This is a genomic window from Rhizobium etli 8C-3, from assembly GCF_001908375.1.
Lineage (GTDB): Bacteria > Pseudomonadota > Alphaproteobacteria > Rhizobiales > Rhizobiaceae > Rhizobium > Rhizobium etli_B.
This window is the reverse complement of the sequence record NZ_CP017241.1, coordinates 89755-111396: the sequence shown is the minus strand read 5'-3', so window position 1 is coordinate 111396 and position 21642 is coordinate 89755. Positions and strand designations below refer to the sequence as shown.

Sequence of the window (21642 nt, the reverse complement as noted above, 5' to 3'; positions counted from 1 at the left end):
ATGAGGAGGATCATTCGATGGAGAAGCGCCGTTTTGCACTGATCGGGACAGGAAATCGCGGAACCACCATGTGGGGCAAGGAACTGCTGGCCGGTTGGCGCGAACATGTCGATCTCGTCGCGATCGTCGAAAAGAACTGTCTTCGCGGCGAGCGCGCCCGCACGATGATCGGCAGCAATGCGCCGATTTACGAGGATATCGATGCGATGCTGGCCGAGGTCAAACCGGACCTCGTCATCGTCTGCACACCGGATCACACGCATGATGCGATCGTCGTGCGAGCATTGGAGGCCGGGATCGACGTCATCACCGAGAAACCGATGACAACCGCAGTCGACAAGATCCGCCAGATCATCGATGCCGAGAAACGTACCGGCAGGCGCGTCGACGTGTCATTCAACTACCGCTATGCGCCGACCGCAGCCAGAATCAAGGAATTGCTCGATTCCGGCGAGATCGGCCGGGTCAGTTCGGTCGATTTCCACTGGTACTTGAACACGAAACACGGCGCCGACTATTTCCGCCGCTGGCACGCCTATACCGAAAATTCCGGCAGCCTGTTCGTTCACAAGGCGACGCACCATTTCGATCTACTGAACTGGTATCTCGACAGCGATCCCGAAGCCGTTACTTCCTTCGCCGACCTACAGAACTACGGCCGCAAAGGCCCCTTCCGCGGCCCACGCTGCAAGCTCTGTCCGCACACCCATGAATGCGACTACTTTCTCGATCTGGAGGCAGATCCCTTCCTAGACACACTCTACGAGGAACCTTCGAAGATTGACGGATATTATCGCGACGGCTGCGTCTTCCGCGAAGATATCGACATTCCGGACACGATGGTCGTCAGCATCCGCTATCGAAACAACGTGCATGTCTCCTATTCCCTGAACACCTTCCAGCCGATCGAAGGCCACCATCTGGCATTCAACGGCACCAAGGGCCGGATCGAAATCCGCCAGTACGAGGCCCAGCCCTGGGAGGTGAAGAAAGAGGATGAGATCCTGCTGATCCGGAACTTCCCCAATGGCAAGGAGGCGGTCGAGCGTATCATCGTGCCGCATTCCGCCGGCGGCCATTACGGCGGGGACGACCGGATGCGCAATATGATCTTCAAGCCCGACATGCAAGACAAGCTTCATCAGCGTGCGGGAACGCGTGCCGGGGCCATGTCGGTGCTCTGCGGCATTGCAGCGCTTCAAAGTTCCCGCACCGGCAAGGTCGTCAATCTCGCCGATCTGATGCCTGAACTTGCCAATGACGGCTCACCGAATTCCCGCAGGGCTGAATAAGCTCAGGCCATCTTTTCGAGATCTGCAAGGGTGACGCCGTAACGAAGCGTCTCGCCCTTTAAGAAACGTTCGATCTCGTCCACCGCCATTTCACCGAGGCGCATCCGCTCCAGTCCGACGGCACCTGCGATATGAGGCGTCAGAAACAGATTCGGCAGATCGTAAAAGGCCGACGACGGTTCGGGGATTTCCGGGTCAGTCACGTCGATAATGGCATCGATGCGGCCGGTTGCAAGCGTCGCCAAAAGCGCAGTTTCGTCGATGATTGCGCCCCTAGCCGTGTTGATGAGCGTTGCGCCGTCCTTCATCAAAGCCAGCCTGCGCGCATCGATCATATGTCGCGTGGAAGGCAGGGACGGCGCGTGAAGCGAAACGATGTCGGAAATCCTCATGAGGGTATCGAGATCGACCTTCTCTGCTCCAAGCCCTTGGGCTTGGGCCATGCCGATCGTCGGATCGAAAAGGACAAGCTGGTAGTCGAAAGGCTCCAGCAACTCGATGACGCGACGGCCGATCCGCGACGCCCCAATGATGCCGACTACACGCCGGTAGTTGCCGATCGCCAGACGCTGCATCGGATAGGTGCGGTCACGATTGCGGTCGGCCACGTAACGGTCGCGAAAGCGGAAAATCTGTTTGCCGGCAAAGAGAATGGCTGCGAGCGTAAACTCCGCGACCGGTGTGGCATTGGCTTCCGCGGCATGGCTGACCGCAATTCCGGCCCTGAAAATCTCTTCACCGATAATGCCTTTGACGGTGCCGGCCGCATGGGCAACGATCTTCAAACGCCTCGCTGTGGCAAGCACCTCGCCGCCCACCAGCGGCGCCCCCCAGCCGGTGATGAGGATTTCAGTCTCCGGCAGCACGCGCCGGGCGCGCTCGTCAGAAAAATTCTGCAGCGGCTCGCGGTCAAGCAAGCTGCCGATGACGTCCAGGCGTTGAAGCACCGCATCCGAGATGACATATTCGGTGCGCCCCGGATCCATGGCAAGCGCTATGCCAGGACGCCTCATGGCATCTGTCCCGGCGCGACAATGGCGCTGACCGTCACGCCGTATTCCTTCACCTGCTTTTCCAAATCTCCAATATCCGGAACGACAGGACGCTTCATCCAAATTCCGGAAACAGCTTGCGGATCATTGACCGCGAGCACGGCCGTTACCAGCACGGTCTCCCCTGCAGGGATTTCGCCGCGCAACTGCGGCAGCAAGGTCTTTGCAACAATGACGTTCGTATTCGGCAGGGCTTTCTGCGCAAGGCCGGCGCGCGTCACGGTCGAGCCAAGATCGGCAATGCCGGAAAAATCACTCTCGCCGATCACATGCGCGGCGCCTGTTTCGGCCGAAAGCGTATCGAGATCGAAATCCCGTTTGGCGATCGCGAAGCCGCCTTCGGAGGTCTGCAGCGCCCGCGGCGAATGGATCCTGTGAACGCGGACATGCCAAGGCGCTGCCGGCACGAGCCATGTTTCGACCGAGACATCCTGGAATGGCGACCACTTCGAATAGAGCACATTGCCGGCAATCCTGGCTTCCGCATTCGTTTCACGAACCCGGTAATGCAATCCGTCGTCACTGAAAGCCAGAGCCGAATCAAAAGCGCCGCCGGCGAAATTGCGCTCGTCGGCTTCAACACTGAATCCGTAGCGGGCTGAATATGCGAATTTTGCGTATTTCTCCGATCCAAAACGCATCTGCAAATTTTCCTGGCCGGAAGAAAGCGCCACGACATCGCCGTCCGCCCGCATCAAGACCATGCCCGGGTGGCGCTGCGGAGAGACTGCGATTGCTTCCGGCACCTTTTCCTTTGCCGTCCAGAACGGATGATCTGCTGGAATTGCAAGCGGCAAGAAGGCCTTGAAAGCCCAATAAGGCGAACCTGCAGAATTATAGCTCTCCGACATCAGCAGATTGGGATAGCCGAAACCGATTGACAGGATACCGTCCCGGTTCGTCATCGGCTTGTCCCTCCACCAGCGCAGATGCTGAAGGCAAAGATGCTTCACTTCGCCCCAGGGCAAGGCTTCGAGGTCGGCAAAGGCAAGTGCCGACCAGAAACCTGCGCAGGCGAAGCGGTATGTCAGGCTGCGGCCGAAGGGGACCGCGGCACCATCGGCTGCAAACCAAGCCCTGAAATCCTTGGCAAAGAGCGCTGCCCGTTCGCGGTAGCGCTTGGCATAATCATCATCGACCAGCTTCGAATAAATCAGGCCGTAAAAGTGCATCGCGAAGGGAATGTAGTGGTCGACACGACGAACATTGCCGTCGCGATACCAGCCATCGCCGATATAGAAGCCCTCAAGCTCTTCCAGATATTGTCGAGTAAGGCTGCGATCGAAATCCGCGCCCAATCGGTCAAGCGCGATATCGACGAAGATGCGGAAGAACTTCCAGTTGTTGTCGGCGTAATCGAACTGGCGCGCGTGTTTGAAATAGGCGATGACATTGTTGCGGGCACGCGCATCAAGTGGCTCCCAGATCTTTTCTGCAACAAGCGCCAGCGCAAAACCGAGCGCGGCAAGCTCCACCATGCGCTGGTCGCGGCCGTGGACCGTGCCCCAATATTCCGGATGCTCCGGATCCGTTCCAGTGGCGAGGCCTTCGGCGAAACGGTTCCAATGCTCGAACCGGCCATTTCCCGCACCCAATGGAGCAAGGCCCCACAGAGGCCGGGCGAAGCCTTCAAGATCGGCCGCGGCACGATCGAAATGCGCGCCGGCGCCGTCAAGCCGAACGCGGGCATTGCCCTTCGAAAAAAAGGGCAGCAGTGGATCGAAAAGATCGCGAAGCGCCCGCTCCATGTCCTTGCGGGTTTCGAGTGGATTGCCTGCAAGCGGATTGGCGCTGGCCGGATCATAGGTCATCGGAATAATCACTCATGAGGTTGCAACATCAGATACGGTGCCCCCGGCAACCGGGACCACCCCGTGGCATACATGACGGGCGGGAGCCGCCCGGTCGCGAAAACGGGATATCATCAGGCCGATCGCCTCCCGGCCAAGGGCCGCGCGGTCGACGCGCATGGTGGAAAGCGGCGGATTGGTCATCAATGCGCAGGGCAAATCGTCAAACCCGACGATCGCGAAGTCTTCCGGCACCCGAAAGCCCGCTTCCGTGACGGCTTCCAAGACACCGACTGCGATAAAATCGTTCATGCAGAAGGCGGCAGTGAAACCGGCGTTCTCCGCAAGGATCGCCGCCGTCAGCTCATGCGCCTCGCGACTGGCGCTGCCGTGAAAGGTCATCGGCACAAGTCGGCCTTCGGCATCCGGAACCGAGGTTATCGCCGCGTCGAAACCGCGAACACGCTCGCGGATCGTATGGCGGTGGGAGCCGGTCAGATGGAGGATGCGGCGGTGGCCAGCCTTCAGCAGCCGTTGGGCGGCCTGGAAGGCTCCAAAGAAATTCGAAGGCGAGACGCCGTCGAGGCGGAGCTGAGGATCCGTCCCGTTGACGAGGACGACCGGAACCTTCTCTTCGTCGATCCAGCTGCGCAACGCCGCACTCGGATCGATGCCGACGAGAAAGAGGCCCTCGGCACGCGCCGACTTCAAATGGTCCCGGATGACCTCGGGTGTTGCGCGGTCTTCACGGATGAGGCGAACCTCGAAAGACATGCCGTGCTCGGCTGCTGCCGAACGCAGACCGTCGACGATGGACTCGTAGAAAACGCTCAGTCCGCCCGTGACGCCATCGCTGGCTATCATCGCAAGTCCGCCCGGAACCGCTTCGGCAGCAGACCTCACCTGGTATCCGTGCTCGGCCGCCACCTTCAGAATATGCTCGCGCACGCTCTCGCTTATGCCTGGCTCGTTGGCAAGCACCCGCGAGACCGTTGAAACGGAGACACCTGCCAAGGCGGCGATGTCGGCCTGGCGCGGCCGTTTTGGTTTGATTTCGTTCATAACTCAAATATATGCAAATCGTGCAAATTTGCAATATCAACATAATTTGTTGCAAACGGAAATTATTTGCGTAATCTAGCCCGTGACATGCTCGAGAACCGTTGGAGGACGGCACGGGCAGGCGACAAAGGAGGATCATCATGCAGATCAATCGACGTTCATTTCTGATGGGCTCGGCCGGTGTGGCTACGGGCCTTGCCTTCGGCGCGGCCAGTGCCATCCCGGCCTTTGCGGAAGACGCGCAACTGCGTGCCATGTGGTGGGGTTCTAACGACCGCGCCAAGCGTACACTGGAGGTCGCAAAGCTCTATCAGACCAAGAACCCGGGCGTCACGATCGTGGGCGAGTCGCTCAGCGGCGACGGCTACTGGACGAAGCTCGCGACGCAAATGGCTGGCCGCGCGATCGCTGATGTGTTCCAGCTCGAGCCCAGCACAATCTCCGATTACTCCAAGCGTGGCGCATGCATGCCGCTCGACGAATTCGTTCCCTCGGCCCTCAAGGTCGACAGCTTCGGCAAGGATATGCTGAAGCTGACGACCGTCGACAACAAGCTCTACGGCATCGGCCTCGGCCTGAACTCCTTTGCGCTCTTTTTCGATCAGACCATCTTTGAAAAGGCTGGGCTTCCCGTGCCGACGCCGGACCTCACCTGGGACGAATATGCCAAACTGGCCGTCGAGCTTACAAAAGCAGCTGGCAAGGACAATTACTGGGGCGGTCCTTACGGGGCACGCTATGCCTACGTCTTCGATGCCTGGCTGCGCCAGCGCGGCAAGAGCCTTTACGCCAATGGCACTCTGGGCTTCGACGTCGAAGATGCCAAGGAGTGGTACAGCTTCTGGGAGGACCTGCGCAAGAAAGGTGGCACGGTCGCGGCCGATATCCAGACGCTCGACCAGAATACCATCGACACCAATTGCCTGGCGCTTGGCAAATCGGCAATCGGCATGGCCTATTCAAACCAGCTCGTCGGCTATCAGCTGATCTCGAAGAACAAACTGGCGATCACCATGCTGCCGCGAGAAAGCAAGGGTGGCCCCTCCGGCCATTACTACCGTCCCGCGCTTATCTGGAGCATTGGTGCGACGACGAAGAACGGCGAAGCGGCCGCCAAGTTCATCGACTTCTTCGTCAACGACATCGACGCCGGCAAGATCCTCGGTGTGGAGCGTGGCGTACCAATGTCGGCGACCGTCCGCGAGGCGATCCTGCCGAACCTTAACCCGACGGAGCAGGACACCGTCAAGTACGTCAATCTTCTTAAGGATCAGGTCGGCGATTACCCGGCACCTGCCCCGCTTGGCGCGACGGAATTCGACCAGCGCGTTCTTCGGCCCCTCGCCGACGAGCTCGCGTTCGAACGAACGACGCCCGCCGATGCCGCCGCTCGCTTGGTGGAACAAGGCAAGGCAACGATCAGAAGCTGAATCGAAGTCTCCTCCCGGAAGGCCCCGACCTCGTTAACCGACCCCTGAAGGTTGATTTCCAACTTCCAGGGGTCGGTTGAGCGTTGCGGGCTTTTCGACGAGGCGGCGGGTGCGGGCGCAAGCCGAACTGATTTTCCAACTTCCGGATCCGCCGATCGGCTGGGCGCGCCGAGACTAAGGGCGACCGATAAGCGGGCGCCCCCGAATGCTAGGGATGTGCGGGTTTGCCCTGCTCCAGCCTCTCTGTCGGGATCCGGAACCATGCCACGTAGAGTGCTGGAAGGAAAAGAAGCGTCAGTGCAGTACCGACGACAATGCCCCCCATCATGGCGTAGGCCATGGGACCCCAGAAGACTTCGCGGGAGATCGGAATGAGCGCGAGGGTCGCGGCCGCCGCCGTCAGCATGATCGGACGCATGCGGTGCTCCGTCGCCTCGATGACGGCGCGCCATGGAGGCACGCCTTCGCTGCGAAGCTGTTCGATCTGCACGACAAGTATGACAGAGTTGCGGATGAGGATCCCAATCAGCGCAAGCACGCCAAGAATTGCGACGAATCCCATGGGCGCGTTACTGGCAAGCAGTGCTATCACCACACCGATGAGTGCCGTCGGAGCCACTGCGAACACCAGGAACAACCTGCTGAAGCTTTGCAACTGGATCATGAGGATCGTCGCCATGGCAAACAACATCAGCGGCGCAACCGCAGCGATCGGCCCTTGCGCCTTCGCGCTTTCCTCGACGGAACCGCCATTGGCGATGCTGTAGCCGGCTGGAAGGCTCTTGCGGAACGCATCGACCTTGGGCTGCAGTTCGGTGACGATCGTCGCTGGCTGTGTCGGCCCGACGACGGCAGCCTTGAGGGTGATTGTCGGGGTGCGCGTGCGACGCCAGATGGTCGGCTGCTCCAGCTCGTAGCGGAAATTGGCAACTGCCGAGAGCGGTACCGATTTTCCGTTTGAGCCAGGCAGCTGAAGGTTCTGCAGCGTCTCGATGGAACCACGCTCCGAGGTTTGGGCCCTGCCGATCACGTCGATGAGATAGATGTTGTCCCTGATCTGCGTGGCCGACGATCCCTCCACGATCCCGTTAAGGGTCGTTGCAATGTCTTGCGACGATACGCCAAGTTGCCGCGCCTTGTCCTGCAGAACATCGACCTTCACCACACGCGACGGTTCATTCCAGTCAAAGGTCATGTTGGAGAGCAGTGGATGCTGGCCGACGATGCCGGCAAATTGCTGGGCGATATCGCGAACCTTCTGGATATCCGGCCCGCTGATGCGATATTGCACAGGCTTGCCGACCGGAGGCCCGATGTCGAGGAGCTTTACGAAGGCATCGGTTCCGGGGAAGGTTTTCGTCAGATAGTCCTGCAGTTCGCTCTTGACCTTGTCGCGAACATCAAGCCCCTTGGTCACGATGATCGTCTGCCCGAACGACACGTCGGGCGTCTGGACATCGAAGGACAGGATGAAGCGGGGAGCACCTTGTCCGACATAGCTCGTCCAGTGCTCTATATCCTTGTTGTTCGCGAGCATCTCCTGCTCGAACTTGGCCATCTGCCTGTTCGTCTCGGAGATCGAACTGTTGTGCGGCAAGTTCCAGTCGACGATCAGTTCAGGTCTGTCCGAGGAAGGGAAGAACTGCTGCTGCACAAGACCCATTCCACCGATGGAGAGCGCGAAAGCAACGACTGTCGCGCCGATCGTCATCCAACGCCACCGCATCGAAAGGTTCAAAAGCCAGGAAAAAGCTCTCGCCAGCCGGCCTTTCCGATCATGATGCGACTTCATCGTCTTCGGAAGGATGCTCACCCCTAAAAGTGGCGTGAACAAAACGGCGACGATCCATGAGACCAGGAGCGAGACGGCAATCACGACGAAAAGCGTGAAGGTAAATTCGCCCGCGGCACTGTTGTTCAAGCCGATGGGAATGAAGCCGGCGACCGTTACGAGCGTGCCCGTGAGCATCGGGAAGGCCGTAGACGTGTAGACGTGTGTTGCTGCCTTTTTCAGATCGTCTCCTGCCTCCAGCCGGGCAACCATCATCTCGACGGCAATCATCGCATCGTCGACAAGAAGGCCAAGTGCAATAATCAACGCGCCGAGCGAGATACGCTGCAGCGAAATGCCCGAATAGGCCATTACGAGGAACGTGATCGCCAACACGAGAGGGATCGAGATTGCAACGACCAGACCCGCGCGAACGCCAAGGCTGATGAAACTGATCGCAAGAACGATGACAACCGCCTCGAACAGGGCGCGCGTGAAGCCCGAGACTGCCTCGTCCACCACCTCGGGCTGATCGGAAACGCGTTGAACATCAACGCCGATCGGCAAATCGGTCACGACTCGCTCCATCTGCAGGTCGAGTGCCTTGCCGAATTCGAGCAGATTTGCCCCGGTCTTCATGCCGATGGCGAGACCGATCGCGGGCTGGCCATTGTATCTGAACAGTGATGACGGAGGATCGACATAGCCGCGCTTGATCGTGGCAACATCGGTCAGCGGAAAGAATCGGTCGTTAACACGCAGATTGATCGACCTCAGGCTTTCCTCAGACGTAAACTGACCGCCCACACGCAAGGCGATACGCTCGGGGCCGGCGTCGACGAAGCCCGACTGAGTGACGGCGTTCTGCGCCTGCAGCGTATCGATCACCGATTGCTGGTCGATACCAAGGGCCGCAATCTTTCGGGTCGAGAATTCAAGGTAGATCGCTTCGTCTTGCGCGCCGATAATGTCCACCTTTCCCACATTGGGAACGGTCAAAACCTTTGCGCGGGCGGATTCGACAAGGTCGCGAAGCTGGCGCTGCGTGAGTCCGTCGCTGGTGAACGCGTAGATATTGCCGAAAACGTCGCCGAAGCGGTCGTTGAAAAATGGCCCGACGACGCCGCTCGGAAAATCGCCTTTTATGTCGTCGATCATGTTGCGCACGCGCATCCAGGTCGGATTGACATCCCTGGCCTTAGTGGTCGGCAACAGTTCCACGAAAATCGTTGTCCGTCCGGCAACCGTCTCGCTGCGGGTGTAGTCAAGCGATTCCAGCTCTTCGAGCTTCTTCTCGATACGGTCGGTAACCTGCTTGGTCACTTCCTCGGCGGATGCACCTGGCCATTGCGCCTGGATGAGCATCGTCTTGATGGTAAACGCAGGGTCTTCTTCACGGCCGAGACCGATGTAGGAAAACGCGCCCGCAAGAATGAAAACGATCATGAAATACCAGACGAGCGAACGGTGCTCGAGCGCCCAGTCAGAAAGATTGAACTGCTTCACGGGTTCTCCCCTTGATCCACCCTGACAGCCTGGCCGTCGGTAAGCTTGTGTACACCGGCAACGACGACGCGTTCGCCCGGATTGACGCCTTCAGCGACGCGAATGTTGCCTCCTTCGGCAACGTCGGCGTCCATCTTGATCGCTCGCATGGAGACCTTGCCGGCCGTCGTATCGACGACCCATACATTGGGTTTCCCATCCTTCACCAGCACCGCGGACGACGGGAGCAGGATCAGTGGCTTAGCGGCAATGGTCGCAGTTGCCGTCACGACCGAGCCCAGGCGAAAAGCCGCCGGCGGATTGACGAGCGTTATCTTCGTTCGGCGTGTACGGGTCGTCGTCTCGGCTTCGGGTGCGATTTCTCTCACGACACCGCTAGCGCGAATGGTTGGGTCCAGCTGAAGGGAGATCTCGAAGGGTGATCCCACCTTGAGGCCGTCGAAGCTCGCATCCGGTATGTCAATGACCGCATCCCGATGATCGGGACGGGCAATGGAGGCGATGCTCTGGCCGGCGGCGACCACCTGGCCCACTTCCGCAGAGGTGGCCGTCACAACGCCATCGAATTCTGCGCGCAGTTGTGCATAGCTCAATTGTTCTTCAGCCTTGTCCAGATTGGCCTGGGCCTTTGCAACGGCAGCAACGGCGCTGCGCCGCCCCAGTTGAGCCTCTTCGAAAGCGGCCTCGCTTCCAGACCTCGTTTCGGTCAGGCTCCTTTGCCGCTCTTCCGTGGAAACCGCATTTGTCAGCTGTGCCTGCGCATTGGAAAGCTCGGACTGCGCGCTTCTGAGCGCAAGCTCCAGAGCCAGCGGATCAATGGCGGCAACGACGTCACCCTTCTTGACGATATCGCCGACGCTGACCTTGCGGGCTATAACCCGTCCGAGGACGCGAAATCCAAGTTCGGTCTCGATCCTGGCCTCGACTGTGCCTGGCAGGCTCAAGGACGAAGCGGCTGTTGATTTGGCGACAACGGAAAGAACGGGGCGGGGCGGTTGCTCAGGCGCTTCATCCTGCCTCTGACAAGACGACAGCAGCAATGCGCCGAGGAGCAGCAGCCCGGGTGTTGCACGGATACTCATTTCGCGGCTTCCTTGTCATATGAGACGATCTCGTTGGGCCGTAGAAATTTGGTGCCATCGGATACGACGATTTCACCTGGAGACACGCCCGCGCGTACGGCAAACCGGCCGGTACCGTAGCCGGAAACTTCAACCGGCCGTATGGACACGCTGAACGACGACGGGTCCACGACCCAAACGGCAGGCTGGCCGCCCTTCGAGGCCATTGCCGACCAGGGCAGCTCGATTGCATCCTGAGGGATGGAACGGAAGGTGCCGACGACCGGAGCGCCAAGCGGCATGTCCGGCGCCCCTTCGAGACCCACCTTCACCCTGATCGTTCCGGTCGATGGGTCGATGGTTGGCGAGATCTCGCGTACGGCCGCATCGACTTTCCGGGATGGAGTAGAAAGCAGGCCAACCGTAACCTTGTCCTCAAGCTTTCGTCCGAGGTAGAGGGATTCAAAGACGTTGAAGACTGCGTCGCGCGGTCCTTCATGGGCAAGCGTGAATATCCGTTGCGCGGCCTGCGCGACCTGGCCGATTTCGGCGTTCCGCGCCGTGATCACGCCATCGGCATCGGCGCGCAGCTCCGTGTAAGAGAAAGCGTCGCGTGCCGTGTCGAGCTGGGCTTGCGCCGATTTCACGCTTCCTTCGGCCCTCAGCAGCGCCTCCTGGGCCTGATCGAGCGCTGCACGGGTCGTGACCTGAGCCTTGAAGAGATTCTGCTGCCGATCGAAAGCCAACTGGGCTTGCGTCTGCTGGGCTTGAGCTGACTGCAGGTTGGCTGTGGCGACATCCAGATCGGCCTTCTGTTCCTCAGCGTCGATGCGGGCAAGCACCTGCCCTGCCTTTACGAATGCGCCGACATCGACATGGCGCTCGACGATCCGCCCGCTGACCCTGAAGGACAGGTCGCTCTGCACACGGGCGCTGACCTCGCCGGTGATGAAATTGATGTCGCCAGTCGGCGCAGCCTTCACGACGACAATCTGCACCCTCTTGGGCTTCACCTCATTCGTGGCCTGCTTCTCGCATGACGAAAGCGCAACTGCGCCTGTGGCCAGGAAGGCGGCGACAAGGATAGCTCTCATGAATTGACCTCTTGCATCGGTTCGCGCGATCGTTATAATTGACTGACTAATTAGTCAATAGAAATCTTCCGGCGCCGTGACTGCCTGTTGCCGCGCCCCGGAACGACGAGCAGCGCTCATAGGTGAGATATGCCTGATATGAAGAAACTGACGCGTGCAGAGCAGAAAGCTCGCCGCCCTGCACAGATTCTCGATGCGGCCTTTGAGGAGTTCGTGGAACGTGGCTACGTGGCCACACGCGTTGAAGACATCGCTGACAGAGTCGGAGTGACGAAGGGCACGATTTACGTCTATTTCGAAACCAAAGAGCAGCTTTTTGAAGCAATGATCAGGCACATCTCCGTGCCGTTCGAAGATCTCCTGGCGAGCGCGCATAAGCTAAGCGGAACATGTTCGGAGCGGCTTGAGAGCCTGATAGCGCTGCTCTACGATCATATCGTCGAGAACCGCAGATTGCGGGAGCTGATGAGGTTTGTCATTTCGGAGGGATCACGGTTTCCGCAAGTCGTCGATCGGCACCACGAAGAGTTCATCGACCCACTCAACGCTTATCTGCAATCTCTTATCGATGAAGGTGTAAAACACGGGGAGTTCCGGTCGGCGCCAGCGGCATTCGCCGACGCGGTAGTGGCCCCTGCCATCGCCATGCTGATTTTCACGCTTATCTTCAATGATCGAAGAGTTCTGGATAAGACGACTTACTTCGAAGCGCATGTCGATCTCATTTTGCATGGCCTGGTGGCTTGAACGCTTCATTCGCCCGGGCAAACTTCGGGGCTGCCGCTTCGTCCTGTGACGTTCTCGGCGAATGGTCGCCGCTCGTCCACGTCTCCAGAACGATTGCTTTCGCGCTCCGACCGAGGCGCAGACTGCGCCACCGCCACGATCACGCCATTATGACCGCCCGCCTGGCCGACATCGAACCGAAGACATGGTGGCGGCTGTCGACGGCACCTGGTTCTAAGCCTCTCGCTCTCTCCGTTCTCCGGCCGTTGCAAATACCGCGCTGGCGTCGCTGACAATTTCCACATGGGAATATGCCGCCTGCCCCGCGGCCGCGGCGTCCGCTCGCATGATCGCGGCAACGATCCGGCCGTGCTCCTCATAGGATTTCGCCAGACGCCCGGGCAGACGGAACTGCGCCCGCCGAAAAGGCGCGAGGCGCGCCCGCGTCTGGGTCACCATTTCGAAGACATGATCGTTATGCGCGCCGCGATATAGCCGGGTGTGAAATTCGGTGTTGTGGGCCGAATATTCTTCTTCCGCGCCGGCATGCACCAGCCTCATCGATCCTCGATGCATCAACTCAAGCGCGCGCCGCTCGTCGACCGTCATACGGTCGGCCGAAAGCCTTGCGCAAATCGCTTCGAGTTCCGCCATCGCCTCGAACATCGAGTGCAGATAAGCCTCTGTGACATTGGTAACGACAGCACTGCGGTTTGGCTCGCGCACGACCAAACCCATGGCGCCCAGCTCACGCAACGCCTCGCGCACCGGCGTGCGCGACACATCGAAACGAGCAGCGAGCGAGACCTCGTCCAACTTCGCACCCGGCAGGATTTCCCCTGTGACGATCATGTCGGAAATCGCCCGCACCATCTGCTCGACAGTGGTTCCGGTGCGGATCACTTCTCTACGCCTAGCCTGCTTCACCATGCGAATCTACTTACTTGAACACTTTGCATACAGATGCAGATCGGGGCCCCATAAGTCAAATTCTGTGGCGAAAATATTGTTAAGTTTTCACTTTCAGATGAAGAAGCCCTGGGGCTGTCACCGGCATACGGCACCAATTCGCAAGAATATTGAGCAGCATTAACTTACTGATTATTTTTTATGCTTCGGTGCGATCAATCTGTATGCACTTTTCAAGGATCGATTATCTGTTATGACGATACATGTTTTAAATCAATGCTTTGCGTTCTGGCATACGCATTGCATGCACTTTCTTGTACTCGTTCGCAACCGGCCCAACGCCGCAAGGAGCATCCTGATGACCAAACTCCTTTCCCTGAACCGCCGCAATTTCCTTCAGGCTTCCGCTGCCGGCGTGCTCGCCGGTGCCATGCCAGGCCTGATGAGCTCCTCCGCCGCAGCCCAAGCCGCTCTTACCGTCGGCTTCATCTATGTCGGCCCCAAGGACGACTACGGCTACAACCAGGCCCACGCGGAAGGCGCCGCCGTCATCAAGGCAATGCCGGGCGTGACACTGGTCGAAGAAGAGAATGTGCCCGAGACCGTCGACGTCCAGAAGACGATGGAATCCATGATTAACCTCGACGGCGCGACCGTGCTTTTCCCGACCTCCTTCGGCTACTTCGATCCCCACATGCTGGCCATGGCGGCCAAATACCCCGACATCCAGTTCCGTCACTGCGGCGGGCTTTGGCAGGACGGCAAGCACCCGGCCAATACCGGCTCCTATTTCGGCTATATCTTCCAAGGCCAGTATCTGAACGGCATCGCCGCTGGTCATGCGACAAAAAGCAAGAAGATCGGCTTCATCGCCGCAAAGCCGATCCCGCAGGTCCTGCAGAATATCAACGCCTTCCTGCTAGGGGCGCGCACAGTCGATCCCACCATCACCTGCCAAGTGATCTTCACTGGCGAATGGTCGCTCGCCGTCAAGGAAGCCGAAGCCACCAACGCGCTGGTCGACCAGGGCGCCGATGTCATCACCTGCCACGTCGACAGCCCAAAGGTGGTCGTAGAGACCGGCTCCGGCCGAGGTGCCTTCATCTGCGGTTATCACGCCAATCAAGGCCCGCTCGCCCCCGAAAAATACCTCACCGGCGCGGAATGGGCCTGGGGCAATGTTTACAGCGACTTCGTCAAGAGGGCGCAGGCCGGCGAAAAGCTTGGCAACTTCGTGCGTGGCGGTCTGAAGGACGGCTTCGTGAAAATGAGCGCGCTCGGTCCGGGCGTGTCCGAGGCAGGCCGAAAGGCCTTCGAGGCCACGCAGGCGAACATGATGAAGGGTGGCTTCTCGGTCTTCAAGGGACCGTTGAAGGATAACAAGGGCGATATCGTCGTGGCTGCCGACAAGAGCTACGCCGAAGACGCCATCGAGCTCGAAAGCATGAATTATCTGGTCGAGGGCGTCGTCGGGTCCACAGCGTAAACCGCAAAGGGAGAAGCGCCATGACCATCGAGGCCAACGATCCCGCAATGGCCATCGCTACCGAAAAACCGGCTTCCCTGCGTCCCGGACTCGAATGGATCGCTCGGCGCGCCGAGCCGATGGTCATCGGCCTCGCAGCCATCCTGATCGGTCTTGCAATCTTCTCCCTCTTCATCCTGGCGGTCGGCAAGTCGCCGGCCACCCTCTTCCAACTGATGTATACCGGCGGCTTCGGCAGCTGGTTCTCGGTTCAGAACAGCCTCAGCCGCGCCGCACCCCTTCTCCTGACGGCGCTCTGCGTCGCCCTGCCCGCCCGTCTCGGCCTCGTCATCATCGGCGGGGAAGGAGCGGTCGTGCTGGGCGGCGTTGCTGCCGCAGCCATGGCTCTGCCGCTCGCCGGAACAGCTCCGGTTTTCCTCAGTCTTGTTCTGATGGCAATCGCTGCCATGGTGGCCGGCGGTATCTGGATCGGCCTTGCCGGTTTCCTGCGCCACTACCGTGGCGTCAACGAAACCATCTCGTCGCTCTTGCTCTCCTATATCGCTATTGCGCTGATGAACCAATTTGTCGAAGGGCCGCTGCGCGATCCCGCAAGCCTCAACAAGCCGTCGACCAAGCCGCTGCCGGCCGAATACATGCTCGGCAATATTCCCGGCATGGATGTGCACTGGGGTCTGGTCGTCGGCGCTCTCGCCTGCATCATTTCCTGGGTGCTGATCGAAGCGACCAGCTACGGATTTGCGGCCCGCATCGCCGGCGGCAACGTGCGCGCCGCGCAGATCCAGGGCTTGGCCGTCGGCAAGCTGATCGTCGGATTTACCGCGCTTGCCGGCAGTTTCGCCGGTCTGGCGGGCATGATCGAAGTGGCGGCGGTACAGGGAAGTGCCAACGCTTCGCTGGCGGCCGGCTACGGTTATACCGGCATCCTTGTCGCCTTCCTCGCCCGCCACAACCCGCTGGCGATCATCCCCGTCGCCATCCTGCTCGGCGGCATCGATGCATCCGGCGGATTGATCCAGCGCCGTATGGGGTTGCCGGATGCGACGGTGCTGGTGCTCCAGGGAACCCTCTTCATCGTCATTCTTTTTTGCGAGACCTTCTACGGACGGTTCAAGATCTTCAATCCCGATCTTTGGAAGAGGAGCCGGTGATGGAGGAAGCAGCGATCGGTATCTGGGGCGTTCCACTGGCGATCTTCGCCGGCGCCATACGTGTCTCGACCCCATTCATCTTCGTGAGCCTCGGAGAGACGATCACCGAACGCTCGGGGCGTATCAACTTGGGGCTCGAGGGGACCCTCGTCTTCGGCGCGATGACGGCTTATGCGGTGGCAGTGATCACCGGTTCGCCGACCCTCGGCGTGCTCGCCGCCATAGTGGCGGGCGCGATCTTCGGGCTGATCCATGGCTGGATCTGCAAGTTCCCGAAGGTCAACGACATCGCCATCGGCATCGCCATGATGCAGTTCGGTCTCGGGCTCGCCTTCTTCCTCGGCAAGTCCTTCATACAGCCGGTGGCGCCGAAACTTCCCTCGATTTCGCTCGGCGGCTGGGCAAACTCTCCGCAGATCCAGGCCGCACTCAACATCAATGTGCTGTTTTTCCTTGGCGCAGCGCTGGCACTCTTCCTGTTCTGGGGGTTCAAGAACACCCGTATCGGCCTGATCCTGCGCGTCGTCGGCGACAGCACCGACGCGGCCCGGGCCATGGGCATCGACCCGGACCGGGTTCGCTTGCTGGCGACGGCCGCGGGCGGCGCTCTGGCGGCGATCGGCGGCGCGTATCTTTCGCTCTACTACCCCGGCTCGTGGAACGAAGGCATATCGTCGGGCCAGGGCCTGATGGCGGTCGCACTGGTCATATTCGCGCGCTGGAACCCGATCGGCTGCTTCCTGGCCGCGCTTCTTTTCGGCGGTGCCGGGGCGCTCGGCCCGGCGCTGCAATCGGTCGGCGTCACACAAGGCTACTACCTCTTCTACGCCGCGCCTTACGTGCTCACCCTCATCATCCTGATCGCCACGTCCTCGCCCACCCGCTCGCTCGCCGGTGCGCCGGGTGCGCTGTCGCTCACGAAATAACGGAGCTTTCCGATGAACGGGCTTGGCGGTCTCAACAAATCCGAATACGGCGTCGGCATCGGCCTCGTACAACTTCAGTTGCCGGTGACAGTCACCAGAGCCGACCTTGCACGCCAGACTCAGGTGATCGTCGAACTGGTTGCCAAGGCGCGGCGCAACCAGCCGGGCATGGATCTGGTCGTCTTTCCCGAATACGCCCTGCATGGCCTGTCGATGGACATCAATCCGGAGATCATGTGCACGCTCGACGGGCCGGAAATCGCGGCCTTCAAGCAGGCCTGCCGCGACAATCGGATCTGGGGCTGCTTTTCAATCATGGAGCTCAATGCAGGTGGGATGCCCTACAATTCCGGCATCGTCATCGACGAACAGGGCGAGCTCAAGCTTTATTACCGCAAGATGCATCCCTGGGTGCCGGTCGAGCCTTGGGAGCCCGGTAATTTGGGCATTCCCGTCATCAATGGTCCGAAAGGTGCCAAGCTCGCGCTCATCATCTGCCATGATGGCATGTTCCCGGAGATGGCGCGCGAATGCGCCTACAAGGGCGCCGAGATCATGATCCGCACGGCCGGTTACACGGCGCCGATCCGCGAAGCCTGGCGTTTTACCAACCAGGCCAACGCCTTCTGCAACCTGATGGTTACCGCGAATGTGTGCATGTGCGGCTCTGACGGCACGTTCGATTCCATGGGCGAAGGCATGATCTGCAATTTCGACGGCACGATCATCGCCCACGGGACCTCCAGCCGGCCCAACGAGATCATCACCGCTGAGGTGCGTCCTGACCTGGTGCGGGAGGCACGGCTCGGCTGGGGCGTGGAGAACAACATCTACCAGTTTGGCCATCGCGGCTATGTAGCAGTCGCCAGTGGCGCGCAGGATGGGCCCTACACCTACATGCACGACCTTGTCGCTGGAAAATACCGCCTGCCGTGGGAAGACGAAATAAAGGTCAAGGACGGCCGGTCCTGTGGTTTTGACGAGCCGACGCGCCGGTACGGCGAAGCCCTCAAACCTGCCGCGCAATAGGAGAGATAATGATGGACGCGATGGTCGAAACCAAAGGGCATTTTATCGACGCCGATCCGTATCCGTGGCCCTACAACGGCGCCTTGAGGCCCGACAACACGGCCCTCATCATCATCGACATGCAGACGGATTTCTGCGGCAAGGGTGGCTATGTCGACCACATGGGATACGATCTGTCGCTGGTGCAGGCGCCGATCGAACCCATCAAACACGTGCTTGCCGCCATGCGGGCCAAGGGCTACCACATCATCCACACCCGCGAGGGCCATCGTCCCGACCTCGCCGATCTGCCGCCCAACAAACGCTGGCGCTCACAGCGGATCGGCGCCGGCATCGGTGATCCCGGCCCCTGCGGCCGCATCCTGACGCGTGGGGAGCCCGGCTGGGACATCATCCCCGAACTCTACCCGATCGACGGCGAGACGATCATCGACAAGCCTGGAAAAGGCTCGTTCTGTGCCACCGACCTCGAACTCATCCTCAATCAGAAGCGCATCGACAACATCATCCTCACGGGAATCACCACCGATGTCTGCGTCTCGACGACGATGCGCGAGGCCAACGATCGCGGCTACGAATGCCTGCTTCTTGAGGACTGCTGCGGTGCGACCGACTACGGAAACCACCTCGCCGCCATCAAGATGGTGAAGATGCAAGGGGGCGTCTTCGGCTCCGTCTCCAATTCCCAAACATTTGCGAGTCAGCTGCCATGAGCATCGTTCGCGACACGCCCCTCCCCAAGGCCGGCAGGGCGGTCGGCATCGATACGCTCGGCATGACGATGCGCTTCGGCTCGTTTACCGCGCTCGACAACGTCTCGATCACCGTGCCGGCCGGCTCTTTTCACGCGCTCCTCGGCGAAAACGGCGCCGGCAAGTCGACGCTCGTCAAATGCATCATGGGCTTCTATCACGCGACATCCGGCTCGCTGTCGGTCGACGGCCACGAGGTGGCAATCGCCTCACCCAAGGATGCCGCGACTTATGGGCTGGGCATGGTCTACCAGCATTTCACACTGGTTCCCTCTCTGACTGGCGCAGAAAACCTGGTCATCAGCCGTACCGAGGTACCCGCGGTGATCAACTGGGCGAGGGAACGCCAGGATCTGGCGATTTTCATGGAACGCATGCCGTTCAAGATTGCGCTCGACAGGCCGGTGAGCGAGCTTGCCGCCGGCGAAAAACAGAAGCTCGAAATCGTCAAGCAGCTCTATCTCGGACGCTCCTTTCTCGTGCTCGACGAGCCGACCTCCGTGCTGACCCCCGCTGAAGCCGACGAGATGCTCGCCATCGTGCGCGGCATGACCGAAAGCGGCGCACTCACCGTGCTGATGATCTCCCACAAGTTCCACGAGGTGAGGAAATTCGCCGACGCCTGTTCGATCTTGCGTCGCGGCAGGCTGGTCGGCACCGGGAAGGTGGATGAACTGTCGACCGCCGAGATGGCGGCGATGATGATCGGCGACGTCAAGCTCGCCGAGCTCGACAGTCGTCTGCCGGTGGCGGCATCGGCAAGACCCGTGCTGACCTTAAGCCAGGTGAAAGCCCCGGACCGGTCCGGCCTGAAGACGATCGAAATCGACGAGCTTATCGTCCGCTCCGGCGAGATCGTCGGCATTGCCGGCATTTCAGGCAACGGTCAGAAAGAGCTGACAGAAATTCTTGCTGGCCAGCGCCCGACCGATACCGGCCAGGTCATGGTCAATGGCAAGGTATACGGCGCTACCCGCGAGGAGACCCGAGACAATAAGGTGCGTTTCATCCCTGAAGAGCCGTTGCAGAATGCGTGCGCGCCGAAAATGACCGTCAGCGAGAACCTTGCCTTCCGCAGCTTCGACCTGAAGCCGGACGGCAAGGACGCGATCTGGCTGAACAGGGGCAGCATGAAGAAGCGTGCGTCGGCACTGATCTCCGACTTCAAAGTCAAGACGGCCTCTTCCTCCTCGCCGATCGCAGCGCTATCGGGCGGCAACGTGCAGCGTGCAGTGCTGGCCCGCGAACTGACCGGCGATGTCGATCTGCTCATCGTCTCGAATCCCTGTTTCGGACTTGATTTCTCGGCCGTCGCCGAAATCCGCGCCCGCATCATGAAGGCCCGCAATGCCGGAGCCGCCGTTCTTCTTCTTTCCGAGGATCTCGACGAGCTCCTCGAGATGTCGGACCGCATCGTGGTACTGTCGGAGGGCAAGTTCGTCTACGAGACGCCGGCGCGTACGGCCGATATCGGCATCATCGGCGCGCATATGGCGGGGCATCACTGATGGTCGCAATCAAGGCAGAACCCTTTCCCTTTGCCGTCAAGCCGGGCGCGCTGGCGCTGATCGTCATCGACATGCAGCGCGATTTCGCCGAGCCCGGCGGCTTCGGCGCGTGCCTCGGCAATGATGTCAGCCGCATCACCAAGATCGTGCCGGACGTGAAACGTCTGCTCGAAGGTTTTCGCGCGGCCCGCCTGCCGGTCATCCATACGATGGAATGCCACCGGCCGGATCTCTCAGACCTGCCGCCGGCCAAACGCGACCGCGGCAATCCCTCGCTCAGGATCGGCGACGTAGGCCCGATGGGCCGCATCTTAATCTGTGGCGAACCCGGCACTTCAATTCTTCCGCAAGTGGCACCCATCGACGGGGAAGTGGTGATCGAAAAGCCTGGCAAGGGGGCCTTCTACGCCACCGAACTCGGCGACGTGCTGAAGGAAGGCGGCATCAAGCAGCTCGTGTTTGCAGGCGTCACGACCGAAGTCTGTGTCCAGACGACTATGCGCGAGGCAAATGACCGTGGCTATGAATGCCTGCTCGCCGAGGAGGCGACGGAGAGCTATTTTCCCGAATTCAAGGCCGCCGCAATGGCAATGATCCGCGCCCAGGGCGCGATCGTCGGCTGGACTGCCCATGTCGACGACATCCTGGAAAGTATTGCCCATGCCTGAAACGACCCGCGAACTGCTTACATCGGAGGGTTGGAAGGATCTGGAATTCGTCCGCTTCCGCGATGGAGTCTCCATTCACTGGATCAGACCTTTCCAAGGCGACCAGCCGGGCGTGGCCCTCCTGAAGTACGCGGCCGGCGCCTCGGTACCGCGCCACCGGCATGAGGGGCTTGAAACCATCCTGGTACTCGACGGCGTACAATCCGACGAGACCGGCGATTACGGCCGCGGCAGCTATCTCGTCAACGCGCCAGATACCGAACACTCCGTCTGGAGCGAGACGGGCTGCGTCGTACTGATCCAATGGGATCGCCCCGTAAGAATACTGGAAGAGGAAAGGGTATGAACTGGGCGATACCGGCATCTTCATTCGCCTCGCTGAAAAGATACAATTTTGGCCGAGGCGACCAAACTCGAAGCCTTCATCCG

General features: G+C 60.1%; 18 protein-coding genes. 11 read left to right on the top strand and 7 right to left on the bottom strand.

The window, feature by feature from the left end; translation table 11 throughout:
• Window positions 1–17 precede the first annotated feature (17 nt).
• Entirely contained in the window at window positions 18–1292 is a 1275-nt protein-coding gene (locus AM571_RS00530; protein WP_074059716.1) for a Gfo/Idh/MocA family protein, read from the top strand.
• 2 nt (window positions 1293–1294) lie between these two features.
• Here AM571_RS00530 and AM571_RS00525 read toward each other — a convergent pair whose 3' ends face one another.
• From AM571_RS00525 to AM571_RS00515, 3 genes are read right to left on the bottom strand one after another with little or no spacing between them, the layout of a single operon-like run.
• On the bottom strand, window positions 1295–2305 hold the full coding sequence (locus tag AM571_RS00525; RefSeq protein WP_074059715.1) for a hydroxyacid dehydrogenase: 1011 nt from the start codon (window positions 2303–2305) through the stop codon (window positions 1295–1297).
• Window positions 2302–4155, bottom strand: coding sequence for a DUF2264 domain-containing protein (locus AM571_RS00520; protein ID WP_074062995.1), 1854 nt, complete (start codon window positions 4153–4155; stop codon window positions 2302–2304). Before AM571_RS00520 ends, AM571_RS00525 begins: the two co-directional genes overlap by 4 nt.
• A gap of 12 nt (window positions 4156–4167) precedes the next feature.
• Window positions 4168–5196: a LacI family DNA-binding transcriptional regulator gene (locus AM571_RS00515; protein ID WP_074059714.1), complete on the bottom strand. Its 1029-nt coding sequence runs from the start codon at window positions 5194–5196 to the stop codon at window positions 4168–4170.
• A gap of 140 nt (window positions 5197–5336) precedes the next feature.
• Here AM571_RS00515 and AM571_RS00510 point away from each other — a divergent pair, with 140 nt between their 5' ends.
• Window positions 5337–6626 carry an ABC transporter substrate-binding protein gene (locus AM571_RS00510; RefSeq protein WP_074059713.1) on the top strand — a complete coding sequence of 430 codons (1290 nt, stop codon included), beginning with the start codon at window positions 5337–5339 and terminating at the stop codon, window positions 6624–6626.
• A 208-nt stretch (window positions 6627–6834) separates the two neighbouring features.
• Here the strand turns inward: AM571_RS00510 and AM571_RS00505 are convergent, their stop codons facing one another.
• From AM571_RS00505 to AM571_RS00495, 3 genes are read right to left on the bottom strand one after another with little or no spacing between them, the layout of a single operon-like run.
• The gene (locus AM571_RS00505) at window positions 6835–9903 is read right to left on the bottom strand and encodes an efflux RND transporter permease subunit (RefSeq protein ID WP_074059712.1); all 3069 of its coding nucleotides are present in this window, start codon (window positions 9901–9903) and stop codon (window positions 6835–6837) included.
• Window positions 9900–10985, bottom strand: a complete 1086-nt coding sequence (locus AM571_RS00500; RefSeq protein ID WP_074059711.1) for an efflux RND transporter periplasmic adaptor subunit — start codon at window positions 10983–10985, stop codon at window positions 9900–9902. The genes AM571_RS00505 and AM571_RS00500 overlap by 4 nt, the downstream gene beginning before the upstream one ends.
• Window positions 10982–12058 carry an efflux RND transporter periplasmic adaptor subunit gene (locus AM571_RS00495; RefSeq protein ID WP_074059710.1) on the bottom strand — a complete coding sequence of 359 codons (1077 nt, stop codon included), beginning with the start codon at window positions 12056–12058 and terminating at the stop codon, window positions 10982–10984. Before AM571_RS00495 ends, AM571_RS00500 begins: the two co-directional genes overlap by 4 nt.
• Window positions 12059–12187: 129 nt before the next feature.
• Here AM571_RS00495 and AM571_RS00490 point away from each other — a divergent pair, with 129 nt between their 5' ends.
• Window positions 12188–12805 carry a TetR/AcrR family transcriptional regulator gene (locus AM571_RS00490; RefSeq protein ID WP_074059709.1) on the top strand — a complete coding sequence of 206 codons (618 nt, stop codon included), beginning with the start codon at window positions 12188–12190 and terminating at the stop codon, window positions 12803–12805.
• A gap of 213 nt (window positions 12806–13018) precedes the next feature.
• Here AM571_RS00490 and AM571_RS00485 read toward each other — a convergent pair whose 3' ends face one another.
• Window positions 13019–13711: a GntR family transcriptional regulator gene (locus tag AM571_RS00485; RefSeq protein WP_074062994.1), complete on the bottom strand. Its 693-nt coding sequence runs from the start codon at window positions 13709–13711 to the stop codon at window positions 13019–13021.
• Window positions 13712–14051: 340 nt separating this feature from the next.
• On the opposite strand from AM571_RS00485, the gene AM571_RS00480 reads away from it, so the two are divergent.
• Genes AM571_RS00480 through AM571_RS00445 form a run of 8 tightly spaced genes read left to right on the top strand, consistent with a single transcriptional unit; the run spans window position 14052 to window position 21559 of the window.
• Entirely contained in the window at window positions 14052–15179 is a 1128-nt protein-coding gene (locus AM571_RS00480; RefSeq protein WP_074062993.1) for a BMP family ABC transporter substrate-binding protein, read from the top strand.
• A 20-nt stretch (window positions 15180–15199) separates the two neighbouring features.
• Window positions 15200–16330, top strand: coding sequence for an ABC transporter permease (locus AM571_RS00475; RefSeq protein WP_074059708.1), 1131 nt, complete (start codon window positions 15200–15202; stop codon window positions 16328–16330).
• Window positions 16330–17256 (top strand): ABC transporter permease, encoded by a 927-nt coding sequence (locus tag AM571_RS00470; RefSeq protein WP_074059707.1) that lies wholly within the window; start codon window positions 16330–16332, stop codon window positions 17254–17256. The genes AM571_RS00475 and AM571_RS00470 overlap by 1 nt, the downstream gene beginning before the upstream one ends.
• A 12-nt stretch (window positions 17257–17268) precedes the next feature.
• Window positions 17269–18285 (top strand): formamidase, encoded by a 1017-nt coding sequence (locus tag AM571_RS00465; RefSeq protein WP_074059706.1) that lies wholly within the window; start codon window positions 17269–17271, stop codon window positions 18283–18285.
• 11 nt (window positions 18286–18296) lie between these two features.
• Window positions 18297–18998 carry a cysteine hydrolase family protein gene (locus AM571_RS00460; protein WP_074062992.1) on the top strand — a complete coding sequence of 234 codons (702 nt, stop codon included), beginning with the start codon at window positions 18297–18299 and terminating at the stop codon, window positions 18996–18998.
• Entirely contained in the window at window positions 18995–20545 is a 1551-nt protein-coding gene (locus AM571_RS00455) for an ABC transporter ATP-binding protein (RefSeq protein ID WP_074059705.1), read from the top strand. The genes AM571_RS00460 and AM571_RS00455 overlap by 4 nt, the downstream gene beginning before the upstream one ends.
• Window positions 20545–21213 carry a cysteine hydrolase family protein gene (locus AM571_RS00450; RefSeq protein WP_074059704.1) on the top strand — a complete coding sequence of 223 codons (669 nt, stop codon included), beginning with the start codon at window positions 20545–20547 and terminating at the stop codon, window positions 21211–21213. The genes AM571_RS00455 and AM571_RS00450 overlap by 1 nt, the downstream gene beginning before the upstream one ends.
• Window positions 21206–21559 (top strand): cupin domain-containing protein, encoded by a 354-nt coding sequence (locus AM571_RS00445; RefSeq protein WP_074059703.1) that lies wholly within the window; start codon window positions 21206–21208, stop codon window positions 21557–21559. Before AM571_RS00450 ends, AM571_RS00445 begins: the two co-directional genes overlap by 8 nt.
• Window positions 21560–21642 lie beyond the last annotated feature (83 nt).

Bases quoted from the DNA above. Each gene is read 5' to 3' on its own strand.
- AM571_RS00530 (WP_074059716.1), top strand. From the start codon at position 18: ATGGAGAAGCGCCGTTTTGCACTGATCGGGACAGGAAATCGCGGAACC.
- AM571_RS00525 (WP_074059715.1), bottom strand. From the start codon at position 2,305: ATGAGGCGTCCTGGCATAGCGCTTGCCATGGATCCGGGGCGCACCGAA.
- AM571_RS00520 (WP_074062995.1), bottom strand. From the start codon at position 4,155: ATGACCTATGATCCGGCCAGCGCCAATCCGCTTGCAGGCAATCCACTC.
- AM571_RS00515 (WP_074059714.1), bottom strand. From the start codon at position 5,196: ATGAACGAAATCAAACCAAAACGGCCGCGCCAGGCCGACATCGCCGCC.
- AM571_RS00510 (WP_074059713.1), top strand. From the start codon at position 5,337: ATGCAGATCAATCGACGTTCATTTCTGATGGGCTCGGCCGGTGTGGCT.
- AM571_RS00500 (WP_074059711.1), bottom strand. From the start codon at position 10,985: ATGAGTATCCGTGCAACACCCGGGCTGCTGCTCCTCGGCGCATTGCTG.
- AM571_RS00495 (WP_074059710.1), bottom strand. From the start codon at position 12,058: ATGAGAGCTATCCTTGTCGCCGCCTTCCTGGCCACAGGCGCAGTTGCG.
- AM571_RS00490 (WP_074059709.1), top strand. From the start codon at position 12,188: ATGCCTGATATGAAGAAACTGACGCGTGCAGAGCAGAAAGCTCGCCGC.
- AM571_RS00480 (WP_074062993.1), top strand. From the start codon at position 14,052: ATGACCAAACTCCTTTCCCTGAACCGCCGCAATTTCCTTCAGGCTTCC.
- AM571_RS00475 (WP_074059708.1), top strand. From the start codon at position 15,200: ATGACCATCGAGGCCAACGATCCCGCAATGGCCATCGCTACCGAAAAA.
- AM571_RS00470 (WP_074059707.1), top strand. From the start codon at position 16,330: ATGGAGGAAGCAGCGATCGGTATCTGGGGCGTTCCACTGGCGATCTTC.
- AM571_RS00465 (WP_074059706.1), top strand. From the start codon at position 17,269: ATGAACGGGCTTGGCGGTCTCAACAAATCCGAATACGGCGTCGGCATC.
- AM571_RS00460 (WP_074062992.1), top strand. From the start codon at position 18,297: ATGGACGCGATGGTCGAAACCAAAGGGCATTTTATCGACGCCGATCCG.
- AM571_RS00455 (WP_074059705.1), top strand. From the start codon at position 18,995: ATGAGCATCGTTCGCGACACGCCCCTCCCCAAGGCCGGCAGGGCGGTC.
- AM571_RS00450 (WP_074059704.1), top strand. From the start codon at position 20,545: ATGGTCGCAATCAAGGCAGAACCCTTTCCCTTTGCCGTCAAGCCGGGC.
- AM571_RS00445 (WP_074059703.1), top strand. From the start codon at position 21,206: ATGCCTGAAACGACCCGCGAACTGCTTACATCGGAGGGTTGGAAGGAT.